Source organism: Bacillus sp. FJAT-45350 (genome assembly GCF_002335805.1).
Lineage (GTDB): Bacteria > Bacillota > Bacilli > Bacillales > NISU01 > FJAT-45350.
In genome coordinates, this window is record NZ_NISU01000001.1 from 2,038,813 (window position 1) to 2,056,957 (window position 18,145).

General features: G+C 35.8%; 23 protein-coding genes. 4 read left to right on the forward strand and 19 right to left on the reverse strand.

Annotated elements, in window-relative coordinates; translation table 11 throughout:
* Positions 1 to 79 precede the first annotated feature (79 nt).
* The 11 genes from CD003_RS10220 to CD003_RS10270 all read right to left on the reverse strand — a co-directional run bounded on the left by CD003_RS10220 (position 80) and on the right by CD003_RS10270 (position 8,001).
* Positions 80 to 799: a pseudouridine synthase gene (locus CD003_RS10220; protein ID WP_096201020.1), complete on the reverse strand. Its 720-nt coding sequence runs from the start codon at positions 797 to 799 to the stop codon at positions 80 to 82.
* A 221-nt stretch (positions 800 to 1,020) separates the two neighbouring features.
* On the reverse strand, positions 1,021 to 1,566 hold the full coding sequence (locus CD003_RS10225; protein ID WP_096201021.1) for a spore maturation protein: 546 nt from the start codon (positions 1,564 to 1,566) through the stop codon (positions 1,021 to 1,023).
* A complete protein-coding gene (locus CD003_RS10230) occupies positions 1,563 to 2,156 on the reverse strand; it encodes a nucleoside recognition domain-containing protein (RefSeq protein WP_096201022.1) in 594 nt (197 codons plus the stop codon). The genes CD003_RS10225 and CD003_RS10230 overlap by 4 nt, the downstream gene beginning before the upstream one ends.
* Positions 2,149 to 3,315 (reverse strand): D-alanyl-D-alanine carboxypeptidase family protein, encoded by a 1,167-nt coding sequence (locus CD003_RS10235; RefSeq protein ID WP_096201023.1) that lies wholly within the window; start codon positions 3,313 to 3,315, stop codon positions 2,149 to 2,151. Before CD003_RS10235 ends, CD003_RS10230 begins: the two co-directional genes overlap by 8 nt.
* A 506-nt stretch (positions 3,316 to 3,821) precedes the next feature.
* Entirely contained in the window at positions 3,822 to 4,679 is an 858-nt protein-coding gene (locus CD003_RS10240) for a DUF421 domain-containing protein (protein WP_096201024.1), read from the reverse strand.
* Between the two features lie 155 nt (positions 4,680 to 4,834).
* A complete protein-coding gene (locus CD003_RS10245) occupies positions 4,835 to 5,041 on the reverse strand; it encodes a DUF1657 domain-containing protein (RefSeq protein ID WP_096201025.1) in 207 nt (68 codons plus the stop codon).
* Between the two features lie 14 nt (positions 5,042 to 5,055).
* Entirely contained in the window at positions 5,056 to 5,406 is a 351-nt protein-coding gene (gene spoVAE, locus CD003_RS10250; RefSeq protein WP_096201026.1) for a stage V sporulation protein AE, read from the reverse strand.
* Entirely contained in the window at positions 5,403 to 6,422 is a 1,020-nt protein-coding gene (gene spoVAD, locus CD003_RS10255; protein ID WP_096201027.1) for a stage V sporulation protein AD, read from the reverse strand. Before spoVAD ends, spoVAE begins: the two co-directional genes overlap by 4 nt.
* Before the next feature lies 1 nt (position 6,423).
* On the reverse strand, positions 6,424 to 6,903 hold the full coding sequence (gene spoVAC, locus CD003_RS10260) for a stage V sporulation protein AC (RefSeq protein ID WP_096201028.1): 480 nt from the start codon (positions 6,901 to 6,903) through the stop codon (positions 6,424 to 6,426).
* Positions 6,904 to 6,927: 24 nt separating this feature from the next.
* Positions 6,928 to 7,371, reverse strand: coding sequence for a YhcN/YlaJ family sporulation lipoprotein (locus tag CD003_RS10265; protein ID WP_096201029.1), 444 nt, complete (start codon positions 7,369 to 7,371; stop codon positions 6,928 to 6,930).
* A 426-nt stretch (positions 7,372 to 7,797) separates the two neighbouring features.
* Positions 7,798 to 8,001 carry a DUF1657 domain-containing protein gene (locus CD003_RS10270; RefSeq protein ID WP_096201030.1) on the reverse strand — a complete coding sequence of 68 codons (204 nt, stop codon included), beginning with the start codon at positions 7,999 to 8,001 and terminating at the stop codon, positions 7,798 to 7,800.
* Positions 8,002 to 8,191: 190 nt separating this feature from the next.
* Between CD003_RS10270 and CD003_RS10275 the strand changes: the two genes are divergently transcribed.
* Both CD003_RS10275 and CD003_RS10280 read left to right on the forward strand, forming a co-directional pair.
* The gene (locus tag CD003_RS10275; protein ID WP_096201031.1) at positions 8,192 to 8,716 is read left to right on the forward strand and encodes a hypothetical protein; all 525 of its coding nucleotides are present in this window, start codon (positions 8,192 to 8,194) and stop codon (positions 8,714 to 8,716) included.
* Positions 8,717 to 8,807: 91 nt separating this feature from the next.
* Positions 8,808 to 10,385, forward strand: a complete 1,578-nt coding sequence (locus CD003_RS10280) for an alkaline phosphatase family protein (RefSeq protein ID WP_179295514.1) — start codon at positions 8,808 to 8,810, stop codon at positions 10,383 to 10,385.
* Positions 10,386 to 10,440: 55 nt separating this feature from the next.
* On the opposite strand, the gene CD003_RS10285 is transcribed toward CD003_RS10280, so the two are convergent.
* Positions 10,441 to 11,373, reverse strand: a complete 933-nt coding sequence (locus tag CD003_RS10285; protein ID WP_179295515.1) for a superoxide dismutase — start codon at positions 11,371 to 11,373, stop codon at positions 10,441 to 10,443.
* 198 nt (positions 11,374 to 11,571) lie between these two features.
* Between CD003_RS10285 and CD003_RS10290 the strand changes: the two genes are divergently transcribed.
* Complete coding sequence (locus tag CD003_RS10290; protein WP_096201033.1) at positions 11,572 to 12,378, forward strand: DUF2935 domain-containing protein; 807 nt, start codon at positions 11,572 to 11,574, stop codon at positions 12,376 to 12,378.
* Between the two features lie 74 nt (positions 12,379 to 12,452).
* Here CD003_RS10290 and CD003_RS10295 read toward each other — a convergent pair whose 3' ends face one another.
* The 4 genes from CD003_RS10295 to CD003_RS10310 form a co-directional block, all read right to left on the reverse strand.
* Positions 12,453 to 12,944 carry a DUF3907 family protein gene (locus tag CD003_RS10295; protein ID WP_096201034.1) on the reverse strand — a complete coding sequence of 164 codons (492 nt, stop codon included), beginning with the start codon at positions 12,942 to 12,944 and terminating at the stop codon, positions 12,453 to 12,455.
* A 136-nt stretch (positions 12,945 to 13,080) separates the two neighbouring features.
* Positions 13,081 to 13,485, reverse strand: coding sequence for a hypothetical protein (locus CD003_RS10300; protein WP_096202323.1), 405 nt, complete (start codon positions 13,483 to 13,485; stop codon positions 13,081 to 13,083).
* A gap of 97 nt (positions 13,486 to 13,582) precedes the next feature.
* Positions 13,583 to 14,176, reverse strand: coding sequence for an SMC-Scp complex subunit ScpB (gene scpB / locus CD003_RS10305; RefSeq protein ID WP_096201035.1), 594 nt, complete (start codon positions 14,174 to 14,176; stop codon positions 13,583 to 13,585).
* Positions 14,173 to 14,940, reverse strand: a complete 768-nt coding sequence (locus tag CD003_RS10310; protein ID WP_096201036.1) for a segregation/condensation protein A — start codon at positions 14,938 to 14,940, stop codon at positions 14,173 to 14,175. Before CD003_RS10310 ends, scpB begins: the two co-directional genes overlap by 4 nt.
* A gap of 138 nt (positions 14,941 to 15,078) precedes the next feature.
* Here CD003_RS10310 and CD003_RS10315 point away from each other — a divergent pair, with 138 nt between their 5' ends.
* On the forward strand, positions 15,079 to 15,615 hold the full coding sequence (locus CD003_RS10315) for a DUF309 domain-containing protein (protein ID WP_096201037.1): 537 nt from the start codon (positions 15,079 to 15,081) through the stop codon (positions 15,613 to 15,615).
* A 109-nt stretch (positions 15,616 to 15,724) separates the two neighbouring features.
* On the opposite strand, the gene CD003_RS10320 is transcribed toward CD003_RS10315, so the two are convergent.
* The 3 genes from CD003_RS10320 to CD003_RS10330 form a co-directional block, all read right to left on the reverse strand.
* Complete coding sequence (locus CD003_RS10320; protein WP_096201038.1) at positions 15,725 to 16,084, reverse strand: GNAT family N-acetyltransferase; 360 nt, start codon at positions 16,082 to 16,084, stop codon at positions 15,725 to 15,727.
* 264 nt (positions 16,085 to 16,348) lie between these two features.
* On the reverse strand, positions 16,349 to 16,816 hold the full coding sequence (gene ribH / locus CD003_RS10325; RefSeq protein ID WP_096201039.1) for a 6,7-dimethyl-8-ribityllumazine synthase: 468 nt from the start codon (positions 16,814 to 16,816) through the stop codon (positions 16,349 to 16,351).
* A gap of 127 nt (positions 16,817 to 16,943) precedes the next feature.
* Complete coding sequence (locus CD003_RS10330; RefSeq protein WP_096201040.1) at positions 16,944 to 18,137, reverse strand: bifunctional 3,4-dihydroxy-2-butanone-4-phosphate synthase/GTP cyclohydrolase II; 1,194 nt, start codon at positions 18,135 to 18,137, stop codon at positions 16,944 to 16,946.
* Positions 18,138 to 18,145: the final 8 nt, after the last annotated feature.

The window sequence follows — 18,145 nt, forward strand, 5'->3', positions numbered from 1 at the left end:
TACAAAACTACGTAATAATGTATTACTAATAACTATTATAACGTTGTAAAGGTTGCTATAATAAGTCGTTTTATGACGTTTATGTGACAGCTAATTCACGCAATTGCTTCACTTCAAATGGAGTTAATTTTCTCACATCACCTGGATTCAGTCCTTTAGCAGTTAAGAAAGCAAATTGTTCTCTTTTTAATTTCTGGACTGGATGTCCAATTGCTTCAAACATTCTTCTGACTTGACGATTTCTACCTTCATGAATCGTTAATTGAACAATTGATGTATTTTTTTTCTTATCCACCGATAACACTTTTACATTAGCTGGTGCTGTTTTACCGTCTTCAAGATGGATACCATATTGAAGTTTCTTTAATTCTTCACGTAGAGGAATCCCTTCAACTTTAGCAATATATACTTTATGTACCTTGTGCTTAGGATGCATAAGAATGTTCGCAAACTCTCCATCATTCGTGAGAAGAATAACACCAGATGTATCATAATCAAGTCTTCCTACAGGATACACTCTTTGCTCAACTTCAAGAAAATCTGTAACTACTGTTCTTCCTTTATCATCATTCACACTCGAGATAACACCTGTTGGTTTGTATAGCAAAAAATAAACCGGCTCCTCCCGGTCAATTGGAACTCCATTCACTTCAACTTTATCCTTATTAGGTGTAACTTTAACACCTAGCTCACGAACAACTTGCCCATTAACCTTTACCTTTCCTTCTACTATTAAATCTTCTGCTTTTCTTCTAGACGTAATACCTGCTTGAGATATTACCTTCTGTAAACGCTCCATTTTCTCACCTCGTTAACAATGATATACTCACCACTATAAATTCTCAAGCAATTGATTTAAGTATTCGACAGTTTTACATAATGCTGCAATAGTATTGACATAACTTAGCAATTTTAAATATTTATTTTGCAATCTACTAAAAAACAACAAAAAAGCAAAGACTTGTATAGTTCTTTGCTTTCTCACTGTTATGTTTATATTTTTCAACTAGTGGCTAATTCTTACATTACTGCTCCAAATACTAACGTAACAATAATAATAGATGCAACAATTCCCACTACATCTGCTAAGAGTCCAACCTTTAACGCATCACCCATTTTCTTAATTCCTACAGCTCCAAAATAAACTGTTAAGACATAAAGCGTTGTATCTGTACTACCCTGCATTGTAGAAGCAAGTCTACCAATAAAAGAATCAGGACCATATGTAGCTATCAAATCAGACGTCATCCCCAAAGCGCCTGTCCCAGAAATCGGACGAATTAATGCTAGTGGTACAATTTCTGATGGTACTCCAATTGCTTGTAATCCTGGTCTCATTAGATCAATTAAAAAATCCATCGCACCTGACGCTCGAAAGACACTAATTGCAACCATCATCCCTACTAAATATGGAATAATTGAAACCGCCATTCCAAACCCTTCTTTTGCCCCTTCAACAAATGTTTCATATGTCGGAACTTTTCTAAAGGTTCCATATAATAGAATAAATGCGATAAGAAGAGGGATTATCCATATTGATGCAACTGTAAGCCAAGTCAAGATTATCTCCCCCTTCTTTTCATCCGTCTATAATAAAAATATCTATCGATCAAAATTGCTCCAATAGTAGAGCATGCTGTTGCCATGATTGTCGTACCTACAATTTCTGTTGGAGATACTGAATCATAGCTCATTCTGATCGAGATGACAGTTGTTGGTATTAACGTAATACTTGCCGTATTTAATGCAAGTAGCGTAATCATCGAACGGCTAGCTTCATCACTATCTCCATTTAGTCTCTTTAATTCTTGCATTGCTTTAATACCCATCGGAGTCGCTGCGTTACCAAGTCCAAACATATTCGCTGTCATATTGGACAAGATATAACCCATTGCAGGATGATTACTTGGTACTTCTGGAAATAATCTTCTCGCTATTGGACGCAATAATCTTGCTAACACATCTAGCATTCCTGCAACTTCTGCAATCCTCATCATACCTAACCAAAAAACTAGAATACTAATTAGACCAAAACAAATGGTGACCGCTTCTTTCGCTCCTGTAAATATCGCCTCATTTACAGCCTCCATCGTGCCATTAATAGCCGCAAATCCAACTCCAATAACAAGCATGACCACCCAAATGATATTAATCAATTTGTTTCACTCCAATAGTGAAGAAAAATATTTCTTTAAACTTTTGAAAGAACCCTTTCTTCTCATCTTCATCTCCTTCTGGTGTAATATAATGAAGCGGAACATGCCCTATATGATTGCCACTAACACTAATTGTTATTTTCCCGATAGGCTGTGGAAATCCACTTGTACTCCATTCGTGATTTTGTGGTGGACGATATAATGTTATATCTTTCTTTACAGCATCTGCTTCATTTGCTGACAGCGGATATTCAAAGGAATAAGGTGCATAAACTTTGTCACGATAAAACTCGTCTTTAATGCCCTTAACTAATCCCTCTTCTACTAATTGTTTCACCTCGAATGAATCAAATGCCCAATTAAATAGATTCATATGATCATTCCAATCACTAGGTGCATTTAATGTGACAACAATTAGATCCATCTCATCTTTCGTAGCTGTAGAAACTAATGTTCGTTTCGCACGCTTCGTATACCCTGTCTTCCCACCTGTAGAATGCTTATATAATTGAGTTAATAAGCGATTTTTATTTTGCCAAATTCTATCCCACTCTTCCTCTTCTTGCGGAGCCCTGTAGGATTTAGTTGATGATACTTCTCGGAAAGTTTCATTTTTCATTGCGTATTGAGTTAAAATCGCCATATCATAAGCGGTTGAGTAATGTTCTTCATGGTCATCAAGACCATGAGGGTTATTAAAAACTGTCCGAGACATACCAATTTCCTTTGCCTTTTCATTCATTAAATATATGAAGCCCTCTAGACTCCCCCCTACATACTCTGCTATTGCGACTGCTGAATCATTACCTGAGCGTAGCATTAAGCCATACACAAGGTCTTCAAGTGGTAGCTTTTCACCTGGCTTTAAATACAGAGATGAACCTTCCGTACCAGAGGCGTTATTTGAAACTGTTACTTCCTCCTCGAGCTTACCCGACTCTATTGCTAAAATCGCAGTCATTATCTTTGTAATTGAAGCTATCCTCATTTGAGTGTGTTCATTTTTCCCATACAAAACTCTTCCAGACTCTTGTTCTATCAAAATAGCTCCTTGTGCTGATATGGAAAAGTTTTTCGCTTGAAATGAAGTCGGAAACATAGAAAATACTAAGAGAAATAAAAGTGAAATACTTAGAAGCTTTTTTATTTTTGTCACCATACCAAACCCCGTCCTATAGTTTTGTTTTGTACAAGTTTATGCGTTAACCTTGTCCGTATGATTAAAATTTGTATAAATAGAGAGGAAGGACTTGGACTAAATTCTATTAGTGTATAAACTTTTATAGATTTGATAGGTGTTGGTAAAAAGTAGAGAGGATTAAAAACAATTATAATTAGTGAGGTTTATTAGCTTAATGAAGTAATCTATGCTTCAATCAACAATAGAATGGACGGACATAGTTCAAACTTTAAGATACTTCCCCGATATAAACCTATCTACCCATCATACTGAAAAGTTTAAAATAAGACTTAAGAAGCTTTTTCAGTGGTCTTCATTAAAAAGAGGTTGTATCAAAAGGTAAAGCTCACCTTTTGATACAACCCCTAAGCAATATGCAATACCTAGATGCTTTGAAATTCGTACATTCATTGTTTGAAATGATAACAAGTAGTACGCGTGTGATTTCTAATGGATTTTTCATTTTAACTGCTACTATATAAAACCTATTGTAAGTAAGGCTTAAGCTTATTTAGTACTTCTGTCATGTCTTGGGCATTTTTTTCATACATCTGTTTTACTGACTGAGAATCTGTTTCTAAAGCAAATTTCTCTAAGTCCGCTTGACATTTTTTTATCGATGCCATTAGCATTTGCTTTTCAACAGGCTCCGGTACCTGGATCTTATCATCGAACAAATCAACTGTCACTTGTCCAAAGGAATCAACCTGTCCCAAATAAACATTTTCAATTGCTACGCCCATTTTATCTAACTCTACTTCTAACCAATTTCGATTAAAACCAAGGGTTGATAGTGGTTCGTCTAGAATTTTCCCATCCATTACAACTGCTTCGGGTTGTTTAATGGGCGCTACAGGTACTTGCATATCTGTAGGTGTAAGTGGTTGGTAATCTTTCTTTAATAGGACATTTATATCTCCACTTGGCTCTAACACAGCAAATTCCACATCAGCAACACGGAAAACATTTTTTGCTCGCAATTGGCTCAATAGTTCATCTGTTGAGTATCGTTGCTTCTTTAAGTTATCTTCCATTATTTTACCATCTTTTATAAACGGAATGCCTTTTCCAGCAACTATATTTCTAAATGTCTTGCTTTTCATTGAGAGAAGCGATATACAAAAAGGAACAAACGTCCATATAAATAATGCTACTAATACATATGCCACTGGAATCGCTAACTGAATCGACCCAACCGCTACAATAATTGCTGCTACAACAGCCGAGATGAATTCAAAGTAAGTAAAATGAGAGATAGCTTTCCTCATAAATAGCTTTGCAGCAAATAACACAATGACAAGACCAACAAATGAACGCAATGCAACTTCTAACCAACCAGGCAATTTAAAACCTCCCTTCAGATTAATTATGAATACTAAGTTATGAGTTATGAATTTAAAGAACATATACATATGATATTGGAAGGAATACGTTAATACTTCATTTAGACGCTCTTGAACTTCCATTCATAATTCATCACTCATAATTCATAATTACATTAAAACCCTTTATACTGTGGTTCTTCTCGTTCTAAATCACCGACACGATTTTCTACTTCTCCAATTACTCTTCTTGTAATTAAACAAGTGTCTCGAAAGACTTGTTGTGCTTGGTCGTTTTCTGCTTTAAGAGCCATACTATTTAATGTTGCTTCAATCCCTTTTAATGTTGAGACACATTGCTTAACTTGTGAAGCTACAGTCATAGTTTATCCTCCATCTACCCTTTTGGTTTAAATACTAATGAAGCTAAAAATCCAAAAATAATCGCAGCTGAGATACCAGCACTTGTGACTTCAAAGATACCTGTGATAATACCAACTAGTCCACTTTGTTCAGCCTCAGCCATTGCACCATGAACAAGTGCATTACCAAAACTCGTTATCGGAACAGTCGCTCCTGCCCCAGCAAAGTCAATCAAAGGCTCATACAATCCAAAACCGTCTAAGACAGCTCCAGATACAACTAGAGCACTCATTGTATGAGCAGGAGTTAACCTCATAACATCCATTAAGATCTGACCAATAACGCATATAATACCACCAACGACAAAAGCCCAAAAGAAAATCATTCCTGCTCCTCACCTCCTGCTTCAATTGCTACAGCGTGAGCGATACACGGGATTGTTTCTTTTTGTTGAAAGGACAGTGGAGATAGTAAAGCACCTGTTGCAACAATAAGCATTCGCTTAATTTCTCCCTTTTTCATACGGTTAAGTAGATGTCCATACGTAACTGCTGCTGAACACCCAGAACCACTACCTCCAGCAAGAACAGGCTGTCCTTCACGATAAATCATTAAGCCACAGTCCTGAAATTGCTCTCTAGTAATTCCATCATTATGCTTCTTCATAAGATCAAAGGCAATTGGTAAGCCTATATGCCCCAAATCACCAGTAGCAATTAAATCATAATGGTCTGGTTTAATATTTAAATCACGTAAATGAGCTTCTATCGTATCAACAGCTGCCGGTGCCATTGCCCCCCCCATATTAAATGGATCGCTCATCCCCATATCAACAACACGACCAATTGTAGCAGAAGTAATATATGGTCCATTTCCTTTACTTGATACTACAGCTGCTCCTGATGCTGTAACAGTCCATTGGGCAGTAGGGGGCTTTTGCGCTCCGTACTCTGTCGGATAACGGAATTGCTTTTCAACAGCTGAATTATGACTAGACGACCCTGTTAACACATAATTCGCTCCACCACCATTAACGATAAACGCACTAAGAGCAAGACCTTCCATCGAAGTAGAACATGCTCCAAATAAACCGATATACGGAGCTTCAATTGTTCGACAAGCGAAACTAGTCGGTGTAATTTGGTTAATTAAATCACCAGCAATTATATATTGAACATCCTCTTTAGTAATATAAGCTTTCTCGATTGCCTTTGAACAAGCTTCTTCAAATAGTACCTTTTGCGCTTTTTCATACGAGTCTTGTCCTAGCCATAAATCTTCATGTAATGTGTCAAAATCGTTTGGGATATTACCGTTTGCTTCAAAAGGTCCACCAACAGTTCCTGTAGAAATAATCGATGGTTTTTTATCAAATCTCCAAGTACGGTGTCCTACTAACATCTTATAAGCCTCCCCATTGAACTAGGATGGTCTTAATAAACGCTATGACAAATGCGGCTACAGTACCAAATACAATGACTGAACCAGCTAACTTAAACATGTTACCACCTACCCCAAGTACATATCCTTCAGTTCGATGTTCAATCGCTGCTGATGCTACTGAGTTAGCAAATCCAGTAACTGGTACAGCTGTTCCAGCACCAGCAAATTGGGCAAAACGGTCATACACTCCAAATCCAGTTAATAATATTGACAGAAAAATAAGGGTTGCTACCGTTGGATTTCCTGCTGTTCTCTCTGTAAAATCAAAAAATGTAAAATAGAATGTTTGAATAAATTGACCAAATAAACATATTAATCCACCAATAAAAAAGGCTCGAATACAATTTTTTAAAACAGGTCGTTTCACTTCATGTTCACTTGCAAATTTTTGGTATTCCTGTTGAACGGGTGTTAAATTTTTCTTTTTTTGGTCTGACATCGTCATTCCTCATTTCTTTATTGTTTACCCTTTCATATCCTCTTCTAATTTCGTTAATTTTTTCTCAAGTTCTTCTTCCTTTATTGAGCTTGCTTTTAACCTTTGTTCTAATTTTTCCAATTCCATAAAAATCTTTTTATCAGTTGAAAAAAAAACTTTTTCATCTGGAAAACGTTTATTTACTCTTTCATATCCAGTTTTTCGAATAGATTCAAGACGTAATCTATCAAAGTGCTTCACTCTTGGTGCGACATAAATTTTGTCATCGTAAACCACACCTTTCACTTCTAGTACTTCTTCCATTGCAAGTACGACCTTCTTAGCATTATCAGCATTTGTTTGATCTACTAGAGCTTGCTGTCCAATTTGAACAGGTGGTACTTCTTGTGCTTGCATTCCTGTTCCACAGCCACTCACCATACTTGTTAAGTAAAGGAGTATCAATGTTGTAATTAGTTTCCTCATCATGAACCATTCCTATCTGATGATGTTATAGTTGTTAGTATTATGAAAAAGACTGTGAAAATTTATGTACTAATATAATTATCCGTCCAAATAAAAATTACCAAATGAAACGATGGCGGAAAGAAACAAAGACGCTGGAGTAGTAGTATTGGCTTCCCACGATGCACCGCTTTGAGAAAAAACAATCATAGCAGGATTTAATAGAATGTAGAGATTTCGCGCATTACTTGAAAAGCACTAAAAAAGTGAAGTACCTACTTTTCCAGTGCTATTTGATAAACATTTGATAAACAGGTTGTCTCAAAGCCTTGTTTACAACTTTGAGACAACTTCAAATAAGCCTTGTTTCTTATTCTACTATGGATATTTACCTCTAAAGTAAGACTAGAACAAAGGTATAATATTCTCTACAATCGTAGTAGTATACAATTAGTTTTTGTATTGTGGCTCTTCTTGTTCAATTTCTTGCATACGAGGTGTGATTGTGTCTACAATACCTTGTGTTTGCTGAGCCATATTTTGGAACATTTGCTTTGCTTGCTGATTTTCAGTTTGTAAAGCAAATCCCTCTAAGCTTGCTTGTGCACTTTTTAAGCCTGCTAATGTTTGTTTCATTTGGCTTGCTACTGTCATTGTTGATGTCCCCCTAATAAGTAATTTAGTGTAACTGGTACGCTATTAGCATGGATTATTATCTTCTTTTTATAATTAGTGATATATGGAAATTCGCTAAAATTGTTTAATCAAACAGAAAAGAACTGCCTCAAAATGTTCGTTCTCACCTGAGCTTTAATAAAAAACTTTATTGAGAGAAGGAGTATAGATGGAGAATATATTTATTGCAATACTTGGCCTAGTTCAAGTAATAAGTTTGATAGTTCTAATTGTTTTTGTTAGGCAAAATCGAAATCAGTATAAACAACAGCAACAAATGACAACAGAACTTCTTAGAAAGCTTGAAAACATACAAGCAACAGAAGCATTAGAGAGGGATGAGGTTAAAAGAGAAGAATGGCAAGCATATGTAACGATGAGGGCTCTCGATGTACTTGAATCTTTAGATAAACAGCAAAAGGGTTTACATGCAAAAGCGATTGAACAGGCCCCGACAGACCATGGCTTAACTGATAAAGAACTCTTGTTCACCTTTAGTACTCAACAATTAGAAGCTATATTGACTTTCTGGAAACTTTTCAATGAATACAAGATAACGTTCTGGTTAACCGAAAAGAAAAAAATAAAGAACGTATTTAAAGAAAAAGACGTCCTTGATATTCAAGAAAATTCAAAGAGGTTAAAGTATCAGTTAGACCATTTATTTCAACAACTAAAAAACAACTCAAAGTAAACCTTTTAGTTTTTGAGGTTTATTTTGGTTACTTTTGCAAATGATATGTGTATCTAAAAATCGATTTAACAATCAAAGGACGTGGATATCAATGAATAAGAAATGGCTTGTCACTTTCTTGTTGGTACTAAGTCTTATTGGATGCCAACAAGGTGGAGAGGGGGGAGCTTCAATTCAACAGATAGAAAAGGAATCAAGAGATCCTGACAAAAACGTAGTGCTTGTCATCATCGATTCAATGACGGGTTCCTTAGTAGACAATACGGGTGAAAGAGGAACTGTCCCGGCTCTTGAATTCTTAATGGAAAATGGTCAGTACTATAAAGACTTAGTTGCCCCATTTCCCTCCATGTCTGTTGTAATTGAGAGCTCTATCATTACGGGTGAGTCACCTGAAAATCACAGGATTCCTGGTTTAGTATGGTACGATCAACGTGAACAACGGATTGTTGATTATGGTTCGACTATCGAAAAAATGGTCAAGCTTGGGATGAAGCAGGCATTAATTGATTCTCTTTACCATTTGAATAATACCCACTTAAATCCTCATTCAATAACCATCTTTGAGGAGTTACAAAATAGGGGTTATACAACCGGAGCAGTTAATACTGTTTTATATAGAGGAAATACAACTCATGATATGAACCTACCACCACTTTTAGATGATTGGCTACAAGTAAATGGTTCAATTCAGACAAAGGGACCTGATCTACTAGCATTTGGTACAGCTGTAAAACCAAAAGTAATTCAATCAAGAAACTTACCGGACGGCGTCACTCAGCGTTTTGGTTTAAATGATGAATACTCAGTTGAAGTCGTAAAAGAGTTAATTAAAAATGATGAACAACCAGACTTTTTGTTTGTCTTTTTACCTGACTTTGATAAAGAGGCTCATATTAACAGTCCACACTATCGTGTTGGTTTCGAAAGAGCAGAGCATTACTTCCAAGAGATGCTTAATAGCTATGAAAGCTGGGATAAAGCTCTAGAGGAAAATATTTTTATCGTTATTGGGGATCACGGACAAGATAAGCTGTTAGCAGACGAAGCACGTATGGCTATTGATTTAGATGCAATCTATGGAGACTTTATCATCCCAGACTTAATGGACGATATTATCCCTGGAGATGTCGTCTTAGCAAATAATCATCGATCGGCCTATGTATATCCAATTGATAATGAAGATATGCTACCTCGCTTGGGAGAAATGGCGATGATGGACAAACGAATCTCCTTTGCTGCATGGGAAGAAGACGATTGGATTTATGTCATTTCACCTGATTATAATGATGGCATGAGATTCCAGCCAATTGGGCCGTGGACAGATCGTTATGACCAAACATGGACAATTGAAGGAAATCGAGATGTGCTAACTTTACAGCTTGAAGAAGATAATCAGATAGTAAAATATGTTGACTATCCAGACATTCTGAATCAAATTCAAAGTGCTCTACACAGTCAAGATACGCCTGCAGTAGTTCTTAATGCAAAACCTAGTTATACGTTTAAATCTGAGGGAGCTCCACTTCATGTTGACGGTGGTGAACATGGAGGTGCACACAAAAATGACACATTAGCTGCAATGATTATTGCTGGAACTGATGAGGAACCTCCTTATCTACGAATGGCTGACTTAAAGGAATATATCCTTCAATTTTTTGAAGAATAGTACAAGCAAATTCGAAAAAGCGTGGTGGATATCACTATCCACCACGCTTTTCATATTAGTATGGTTGCCACTTAATCTTTTTTGCCTCATTAAAGCGTTCGTTTACACTGCTCCAACATACAACATTCCACCAATTATCTACATATTGTTCTCGTTCATTTTTATATTGTAGATAATAGGCATGCTCCCACACATCTAATACTAATAATGGAATAACATCCCACTGACTAAGGTTTTGATGTTTTTCCGCTTGTAGAATTTCAAGCCTGTGGGCGCGGGGAGCCCAGACAAGAATGGCCCATCCTACTGCTTCTACAGCTTTTGCTGCTTCAGAAAAATGCTTCTTAAAGCTATCAAAACTTCCAAAGTCACGAATTATTTGTGTAGCTATGTCTCCTGATGGTTCTCCCCCACCTTTTGGACTCATAATGTTCCAGAATATCGTATGCAAATAATGTCCAGCACCATTAAAAGCTGCTTCTCGCTCCCAGTGCTTAATTAATTCAAAGTCATTTTTCTTTCGAGCCATTTCCATCTTTTGTTCTGCTTTATTTAATCCATCTACATAGCTTTGGTGATGTTCTGAATGGTGTAACCTCATAATTTCAGCTGCTATATAAGGCTCTAATGCATCATAGCTATACGGTAAAGGAGGTAACGTATGCTTGCCAATTGGAACAGGTTTCATACCTACTGGCTCCTTCTTATTTTTCTCAGCACGATTAGTTGATAATGATTGTGTAATCTCTTCCCATTCTTTATGGATCACTTTCGCATCATCATAGACATCAGACCAACTAATACGCTCTTCCTGCTCTTCATCAATCACTGATAAAAGTTTTGAGACCATTTCTTCAAAACTTTCTTTTCGCTCTTTACCAAGACTACCTTCAATTTCTGTACCGTATTGTTCTAATACTAGCATCATATCTGTCGCCCATTTTCTCAGTTCAATTAAATATTCAGATGACTGCTTTTGCTCTTCCATATCATTTCCTCCTTACAATATCAATCGTTTTACTATATGTCACCACAAGCCCTAATTGTTACTAATTAAAATTTAACGTTACGTTGATAAATTTGCATTCACATTGGTCTTTGATTAAAAAAGGAAAAGTCAAAGTTCTAGTTAACAATATAGGCTCCTGTTGCATAAAGTATCGTGATACTAAAGGAGGTTATTTGATTGCAAAACTTCACAGAAGCCGCACTTTTTGAACACCGTTTTTGGTTACAAATTCTAGGAGACCATGCAAGATTTATACGGGACACATTATCACCACTTGAAGAGGAAAAAATCCAAGAGGCACTAGCATTTATTGAAGTTTTTGACCAGATACTCCAATATTCACAACAGTCATTAACTAATCAACAATTGAAAGGTTTAACACAACAAGCATACGAACAAGCAAAAGAAATTAGACATTACAAACTCACTATAATAGAAGAACATTTAGTAGGAAATATAACGATTGAATTACCACCAACATTTTTAAATCATATGGTAAACGAAGTAGATGAGTACTTACGTATTTTACCTTTTTTATTGGAAGAGAAGCATCCACCAATTTGCCACTCCCTCCACCATCACTTAGTCTGGCTTCTAGATGCAGCTGGTCATGCAGATGCGATTACCGGCTCATTAGATTTAGTAGAAAAGAAGTTAAGCAAAAGAAGTGAATACTATACAGAAACATTTGAACACTTTTATATCAAAGCGGTAGAAATGGCGGGATACTTACGCGCAAACGTTCATAAATTTCCTGCTCTTAACCGTTTTAATGAGCAAGTTGAGCTTGAGATAAGTTTATTTAAAGCATTTCTAGATGAAATGGAAGAGTTAGAAATGACTGATAGAGTTCTCAGTACTTTATCACCATTAATGGCTGATCATATGGCACGTGAAGAATGCTATTACCTTACAAAGCTTGCAGAATCATCAGACCTATCTCAACCGGACTGTGATCCAACTTCTCCTAGATCTGAATATTAGCTTAACGTCAACTTCTAAGAGAAAATCATATAAAAAGAAGGGCTCCTAGACATAGGAACCCTTCTTTTTACTACTTATTTTGATTGCATCATTTTCGTTTTAAAGTCTGTTTCATAATACTCTAATTCTTCACGTATTGTTTGAAACGGACCTTCAATATGACTGATTACTGTTTGTAATGATTCAGGTACACTCTTTGAGAATTTAATAGCGTTCTTACCTGTATAGGCTGAACGACTATCTTCATACCAATTATCAATACGAGGATTAAAAAATTCCTCTACACAATTATGATAAACCCAATATAAAGTCTTCTCGGCTGCAGGCTTTCTAAATGTCTTACCATTTAATATAACTTCACATGCCTGCTTCCCTTCTTCACTAAAAACTAATACACGTCTAAGAGATGAAAGCAAAGATTTAAAATATTCTTTGTCGCTATCTTCTACCTCATTTAGCATTACAGTTATTGTTACATTGTCTAAGTACGTACTTACTTTATCGCAAATTGTTTCTAATGTATCATATGTTTGTGAAAGTTGATTTTCAACTAATGAATTTCCCACTCACAATCACCTCCGAGTTCATGTTATTACGAAAAATATCTCTTCTAATTCTATAATACGATATTTCACTTAAAAAGTCCTTAATTATATTCACAAAAAGTTCATAAATTATGTATTACAGTTGTATTATAAGTTTTTAGTCTATTAGAATATTAGCTACTTCTGCTGCGCCCTTTGATTCCAACTCTTCAAACATTTGGCTAACTTTATCGTAATTTACCCCATGAAACATCTGCCCAAACTCTTTTTGATCATTTAGATAAATTCGTTTCTTTTCTTTATACCCTTGATTTTTTGCAAGACACACTAAAGCTACAATATCTTTAAACGTAACTTCTCTTGCCCCAACAGTAAAAATAGGATCAGACTCATATGGAGTAAAATCACTTACTAATTCATCAAAATATCGAACATATAACAAATTAAATTCTTTCTCCTGACCACCATCCACATAACGAACAGTTGAACGGTTGAAAAAGTCTTCAGAAGTATTTGGCTTTTCCTTCTCTAATTCTTTCCCTTCAGCTACTATAATTTGCATAAAGACCCCTCCCATAATGGAAACATTTTCTCTAATCATTATAAATAAATCTCCTACTTATTACTAGTGCAACAATAAATCAACATTTACATATCTCCTACATTGTTTGGGGTTCTAGGCTTTCTTCAAATTTTCTAAAAAAGAGATCTGCTTCGTCCTCTACTGAATCCTCGTCAATCATTTCTGGTAAAGGAGGAAGTTCCTCAATTGTATTTAATCCAAAATAGTCGAGGAATTCTTTCGTTGTCCCATATAAGATCGCACGACCAACACCATCTAATCTTCCAACTTCCTTAATTAAATATTTAGACGCTAATGTTTGAATCGCCTTCTCTGCCTTCACACCACGCACTTCCTCTATATCGACACGTGTGATAGGTTGCTTGTACGCAATAATCGCTAATGTTTCAAGTGCCGCTTGAGATAACGTATTATGTGTTGGCGATTGTGCCAGCTTTTGAAAATAAGAAGCATGTTCTGGCTTAGTTGTCATTTTAAAACTCCCAGCCACTTCAACTATACGCAATCCTTTATTTTTAATTCTATAAGAAGCCATCAAATCAAGTAAAGCATCCTTTGCAATTGTTTCCTCAACCTCAAGAACATTTGTAATTTCTTTAATACTCATTCCTTCATCACCAGTGACAAATAAAAGTCCCTCGATGATGGCCTTCATTTCTGCTAATGTCAATGGACCTTCCCCTCCTCATAGCTGCTTATCATGATGTCAGAAAAATTCCCTTCTTGTTCGCATCGGATTGCATTCGTTTTCATTAATTCTAATAAAGCTAAAAAGGTAACAACTACATGTGACCGCTCTCTTGATTGAAATAAGAAGGAAAAGCTTTGTTTACCTGGTTTTGCTCTTAAATCTTCCATTATTTCTCCCATTCTTTCTTCAATTGAATACTCCTGACTTTTAATCGTTCTTTCAAGTGGTTTATTCAAAATCTTTCTTTTCAACATTTTTTGATAAGCATTCACCATATCATAGAGAGACACACCTGATATTGACACTTCATTCGTTTCTTTTTCAGAAAGGTATGGTTCTAAGTCCGAGGGAGCTTTCATATGGACAAGAGACCTTTCTTGCTCCTTTTCCTTTAACTCCTTCGCTGCTTCTTTATATTTTCGATATTCGATTAGTCTATTCATTAATTCCTGACGAGGGTCTTCTTCCTCTTCGTCAAAAGAATAGTCGTCTAATAACTCTTCCTGTTGCTTTGGGAGTAGCATTGAACTTTTTATTTGAATTAATGTTGCTGCCATCACTAAATATTCACTAGCAACATCGAGCTGAAGCTCCTGCATCGTATGTATATAATGCATGTATTGGTCAGTAATTCTTGCTACTGGAATATCATATATATCTACTTTTGCTTGATTTATTAAATGTAACAATAAATCCAATGGTCCTTCAAATGCGTCTAACTTGACGTTATATGGATTAATCATAGGGCTAATTCCTTTATTCTCATTCTATATTGCTAATGGGGATTATATCATATTTGTACGACACTATGATAGAGGCCACAGTCTGTAACGTGCATAATGATATACGTTTATGATACACTTTTTCTAGGAGTTGATATTATGTACGTCAAGGCTTACATTGATTATTTAGTTTACTTTAACGGATATCGTGATTACTTTGAATGTCATGAGGTGCTTGAAGAACAGTGGAAGGAAGATAAGGAACATAAGTGGGTAGGGCTAATCCAGTTAGCCGTTGGATTATATCACTTTCGTAGAGACAATACTGTCGGTGCGTTACGTATGCTTAAAAGCTCTAAAAAACTTATACTATCCTACGAAAAAGAAATATCAAAACTACTTATAGATACTAATCAACTGATAAAAGAATTAGATGAAGTTATAGTAAGAATAGAAACCTCTAAACCATACAAGGACATCACTATTCCATTGATAGATGTCAATCTATTCAAAAAATGCGAAATTCTTTGTACTGAAAATGGCTATTCATGGGGAAATCCTAGTAATCTTCAAGAAGAATACCTTATTCACAAGCATACAAAAAGAGATAGAACCGATGTAATATCAGAAAGAAACAAACAATTAGAAGTCAAACGGCAGAAAAAAAGTAAGACTCTTAAGAAATTTGATAATTAAAAATGACACCATTCGCATCACATTCTACTCAAACATATAGCATCACATTGTTTAGGGGTGTCCCAAAGGTAAAAATTAACCTTTGGAACACCCCATTAATGATAATGTCTTAGCTTTCTTTTTCTAACTCATGCTGACACGACTCATAAAAATCAATCGTGTCCTTGTTAGGTACAATTTCACCTTTTATTTTATCTTTCAGTGCTTGAAGCATCCTCGTACCGATTCCTTCGTCTCTAAATGATGGATTTACACTTAAGTGCTGCAGTTGAAAAGAACCGTTATCTAACTGTTGAATCCCAACAACCCCAACGATATCATCTACTTTCCACAGGAAAAGCTTCCAAGATTCATCAGACTCATATCTTTTCATTGTTTGTTGTAGCTTTTTTAAATCCTTTTCACTTGGCATATAAGAAATTAACCCCATCGCTATTTTCTTATGGCTTTGTTTGTACGTGATTAACATAAACATCCCTCATTAATTACAAATTGCCTCAACATTTTCAAGAGCTTTATTTGATAATTTGAGTATTCATATCGTTAATTTGTTATTCTAATTTATTATACTTCATTATCAATAGGTAAAAATCCTTTTTATTAAAATTGTTTTTATATTTTATGAACCAAACAAGTAAATGTTCACAACTTTTACTTGTTTGGTTAAAGGCAATTTATATTCAAAAATAATGAAAGTCTCAAAAGGGCCCTCCTCTTGAGACTTTCTTGTTCATTATTCGAATGAACGACCTAAGTTTGCCATTTCTATCGCTGCTGTAGCAGCATCCCAGCCTTTATTCCCAGCTTTCGTACCAGCTCTTTCAATCGCTTGTTCAATTGTATCCGTCGTTAATACTCCAAAGATGACTGGCTTTCCAGTTTGTAGAGCTAACGTAGCTACCCCCTTAGCAACTTCACTACAAACAAAGTCAAAGTGTGGTGTAGCTCCTCTAATTACTGTTCCTAACGTAATAACCGCATCGTATTTATTTGTATCAAGCATTTTCTTTGCAGCAAATGGAATTTCAAATGCACCAGGTACCCACGCTACATCAATACCTGCTTCGTCTACTCCATGGCGTTTAAGAGCATCCTCTGCTCCACCTAAAAGCTTACTTGTAATAAATTCATTAAAACGTCCAACAACAATCCCTACTTTTAAGCCTGATCCAACTAAATTACCTTCATATACTTTACCCATTATATGTTCCTCCTTGTGTTTGAAACGAATTTTTTATGTACTAACTTCCTGTTTCGAATACTTATTATACTTGCTACTACTAGGAGAGATTTTAACACTCCTAGTAATTAGCAATGCTTACAACCGATTATAGATGAAGCATATGACCTAGCTTTGTATTCTTTGTTCGTAAATATTTTTCATTGTCTTTATTATGTGGCATTTGAATCGCTACACGATCGACGACCTCTAGACCATACCCTTTTAACCCTGTTATTTTTCTAGGATTATTTGTTAAAAGCTTCATTTGTCTTATTCCTAAATCACGTAAAATTTGAGCTCCAATTCCGTACTCACGTAAATCTGGTGGAAACCCTAACTTTTCATTTGCTTCTACTGTATCGTAACCTTCCTCTTGAAGCTTATAGGCTCTCAACTTATTCATTAAACCGATTCCTCTACCTTCTTGCCGCATATATAGTAATACGCCACTACCAGCCTCTTCAATTTGTGTTAAAGCGGCGTGTAATTGAGGCCCACAATCACAACGATAAGAACCAAATACATCACCTGTTAAACATTCAGAATGAACACGAACAAGAGTAGGTTCATCTTGAGAAATTTCTCCTTTAACAAGAGCTATACTTTCTTTCCCTTCGATTACATCCGAAAATCCAATCGCACGAAATTCACCAAATTCAGTTGGGAGATTAATTTCTACTTCTCTTTTCACAAGAGTATCTTTACGATGACGGTATTGAATTAAGTCTTTTATTGTAATCATTTTCAAATCATGCTCATCAGCAATTTTTCGTAAATCTGGTACTCGAGCCATTGTTCCATCAGCATTCATAATTTCACAAATAACACCTGCTGGCTTTGAGCCTGCTAATCGAGCTAAATCAACTGCAGCTTCTGTATGTCCAGCTCTTCTTAAAACACCACCGTTTTTTGCAACAAGTGGGAAGATATGACCTGGGCGTTTAAAATGATTTGGCTTTGCATTCATATCAATTAGCGCTTGTACAGTATCTGAGCGTTCTTTCGCAGAAATCCCTGTTGTTGACGTATGATGATCAATGCTTACTGTAAATGCTGTACCATGCGGATCTGTATTATGATCCACCATAGGGACTAATTCTAGTTCGCGCGCTCGTTCTTCAGTAATTGGTGCACATACAAGGCCTCTACCATGTGTGATCATAAAGTTTATCACTTCTGGAGTTGTTTTTTCTGCTATTGATACAAAGTCCCCTTCATTCTCACGGTCTTCATCGTCACAAACGATAACAACATTCCCCTGAATTAGTTCATATATCGCTTCCTCAATTGGATCAAACATGATTTCCA

Excerpts from the sequence above, each read along its gene's own strand:
- CD003_RS10220 (WP_096201020.1), bottom strand. The coding sequence starts at position 799 with ATGGAGCGTTTACAGAAGGTAATATCTCAAGCAGGTATTACGTCTAGA.
- CD003_RS10235 (WP_096201023.1), bottom strand. The coding sequence starts at position 3,315 with ATGGTGACAAAAATAAAAAAGCTTCTAAGTATTTCACTTTTATTTCTC.
- CD003_RS10245 (WP_096201025.1), bottom strand. The coding sequence starts at position 5,041 with ATGACTGTAGCTTCACAAGTTAAGCAATGTGTCTCAACATTAAAAGGG.
- spoVAE (WP_096201026.1), bottom strand. The coding sequence starts at position 5,406 with ATGATTTTCTTTTGGGCTTTTGTCGTTGGTGGTATTATATGCGTTATT.
- spoVAD (WP_096201027.1), bottom strand. The coding sequence starts at position 6,422 with ATGTTAGTAGGACACCGTACTTGGAGATTTGATAAAAAACCATCGATT.
- spoVAC (WP_096201028.1), bottom strand. The coding sequence starts at position 6,903 with ATGTCAGACCAAAAAAAGAAAAATTTAACACCCGTTCAACAGGAATAC.
- CD003_RS10265 (WP_096201029.1), bottom strand. The coding sequence starts at position 7,371 with ATGATGAGGAAACTAATTACAACATTGATACTCCTTTACTTAACAAGT.
- CD003_RS10270 (WP_096201030.1), bottom strand. The coding sequence starts at position 8,001 with ATGACAGTAGCAAGCCAAATGAAACAAACATTAGCAGGCTTAAAAAGT.
- CD003_RS10275 (WP_096201031.1), top strand. The coding sequence starts at position 8,192 with ATGGAGAATATATTTATTGCAATACTTGGCCTAGTTCAAGTAATAAGT.
- CD003_RS10280 (WP_179295514.1), top strand. The coding sequence starts at position 8,808 with ATGAATAAGAAATGGCTTGTCACTTTCTTGTTGGTACTAAGTCTTATT.
- CD003_RS10285 (WP_179295515.1), bottom strand. The coding sequence starts at position 11,373 with ATGGAAGAGCAAAAGCAGTCATCTGAATATTTAATTGAACTGAGAAAA.
- CD003_RS10300 (WP_096202323.1), bottom strand. The coding sequence starts at position 13,485 with ATGCAAATTATAGTAGCTGAAGGGAAAGAATTAGAGAAGGAAAAGCCA.
- CD003_RS10310 (WP_096201036.1), bottom strand. The coding sequence starts at position 14,940 with ATGATTAATCCATATAACGTCAAGTTAGACGCATTTGAAGGACCATTG.
- CD003_RS10315 (WP_096201037.1), top strand. The coding sequence starts at position 15,079 with ATGTACGTCAAGGCTTACATTGATTATTTAGTTTACTTTAACGGATAT.
- CD003_RS10320 (WP_096201038.1), bottom strand. The coding sequence starts at position 16,084 with ATGTTAATCACGTACAAACAAAGCCATAAGAAAATAGCGATGGGGTTA.
- ribH (WP_096201039.1), bottom strand. The coding sequence starts at position 16,816 with ATGGGTAAAGTATATGAAGGTAATTTAGTTGGATCAGGCTTAAAAGTA.
- CD003_RS10330 (WP_096201040.1), bottom strand. The coding sequence starts at position 18,137 with ATGTTTGATCCAATTGAGGAAGCGATATATGAACTAATTCAGGGGAAT.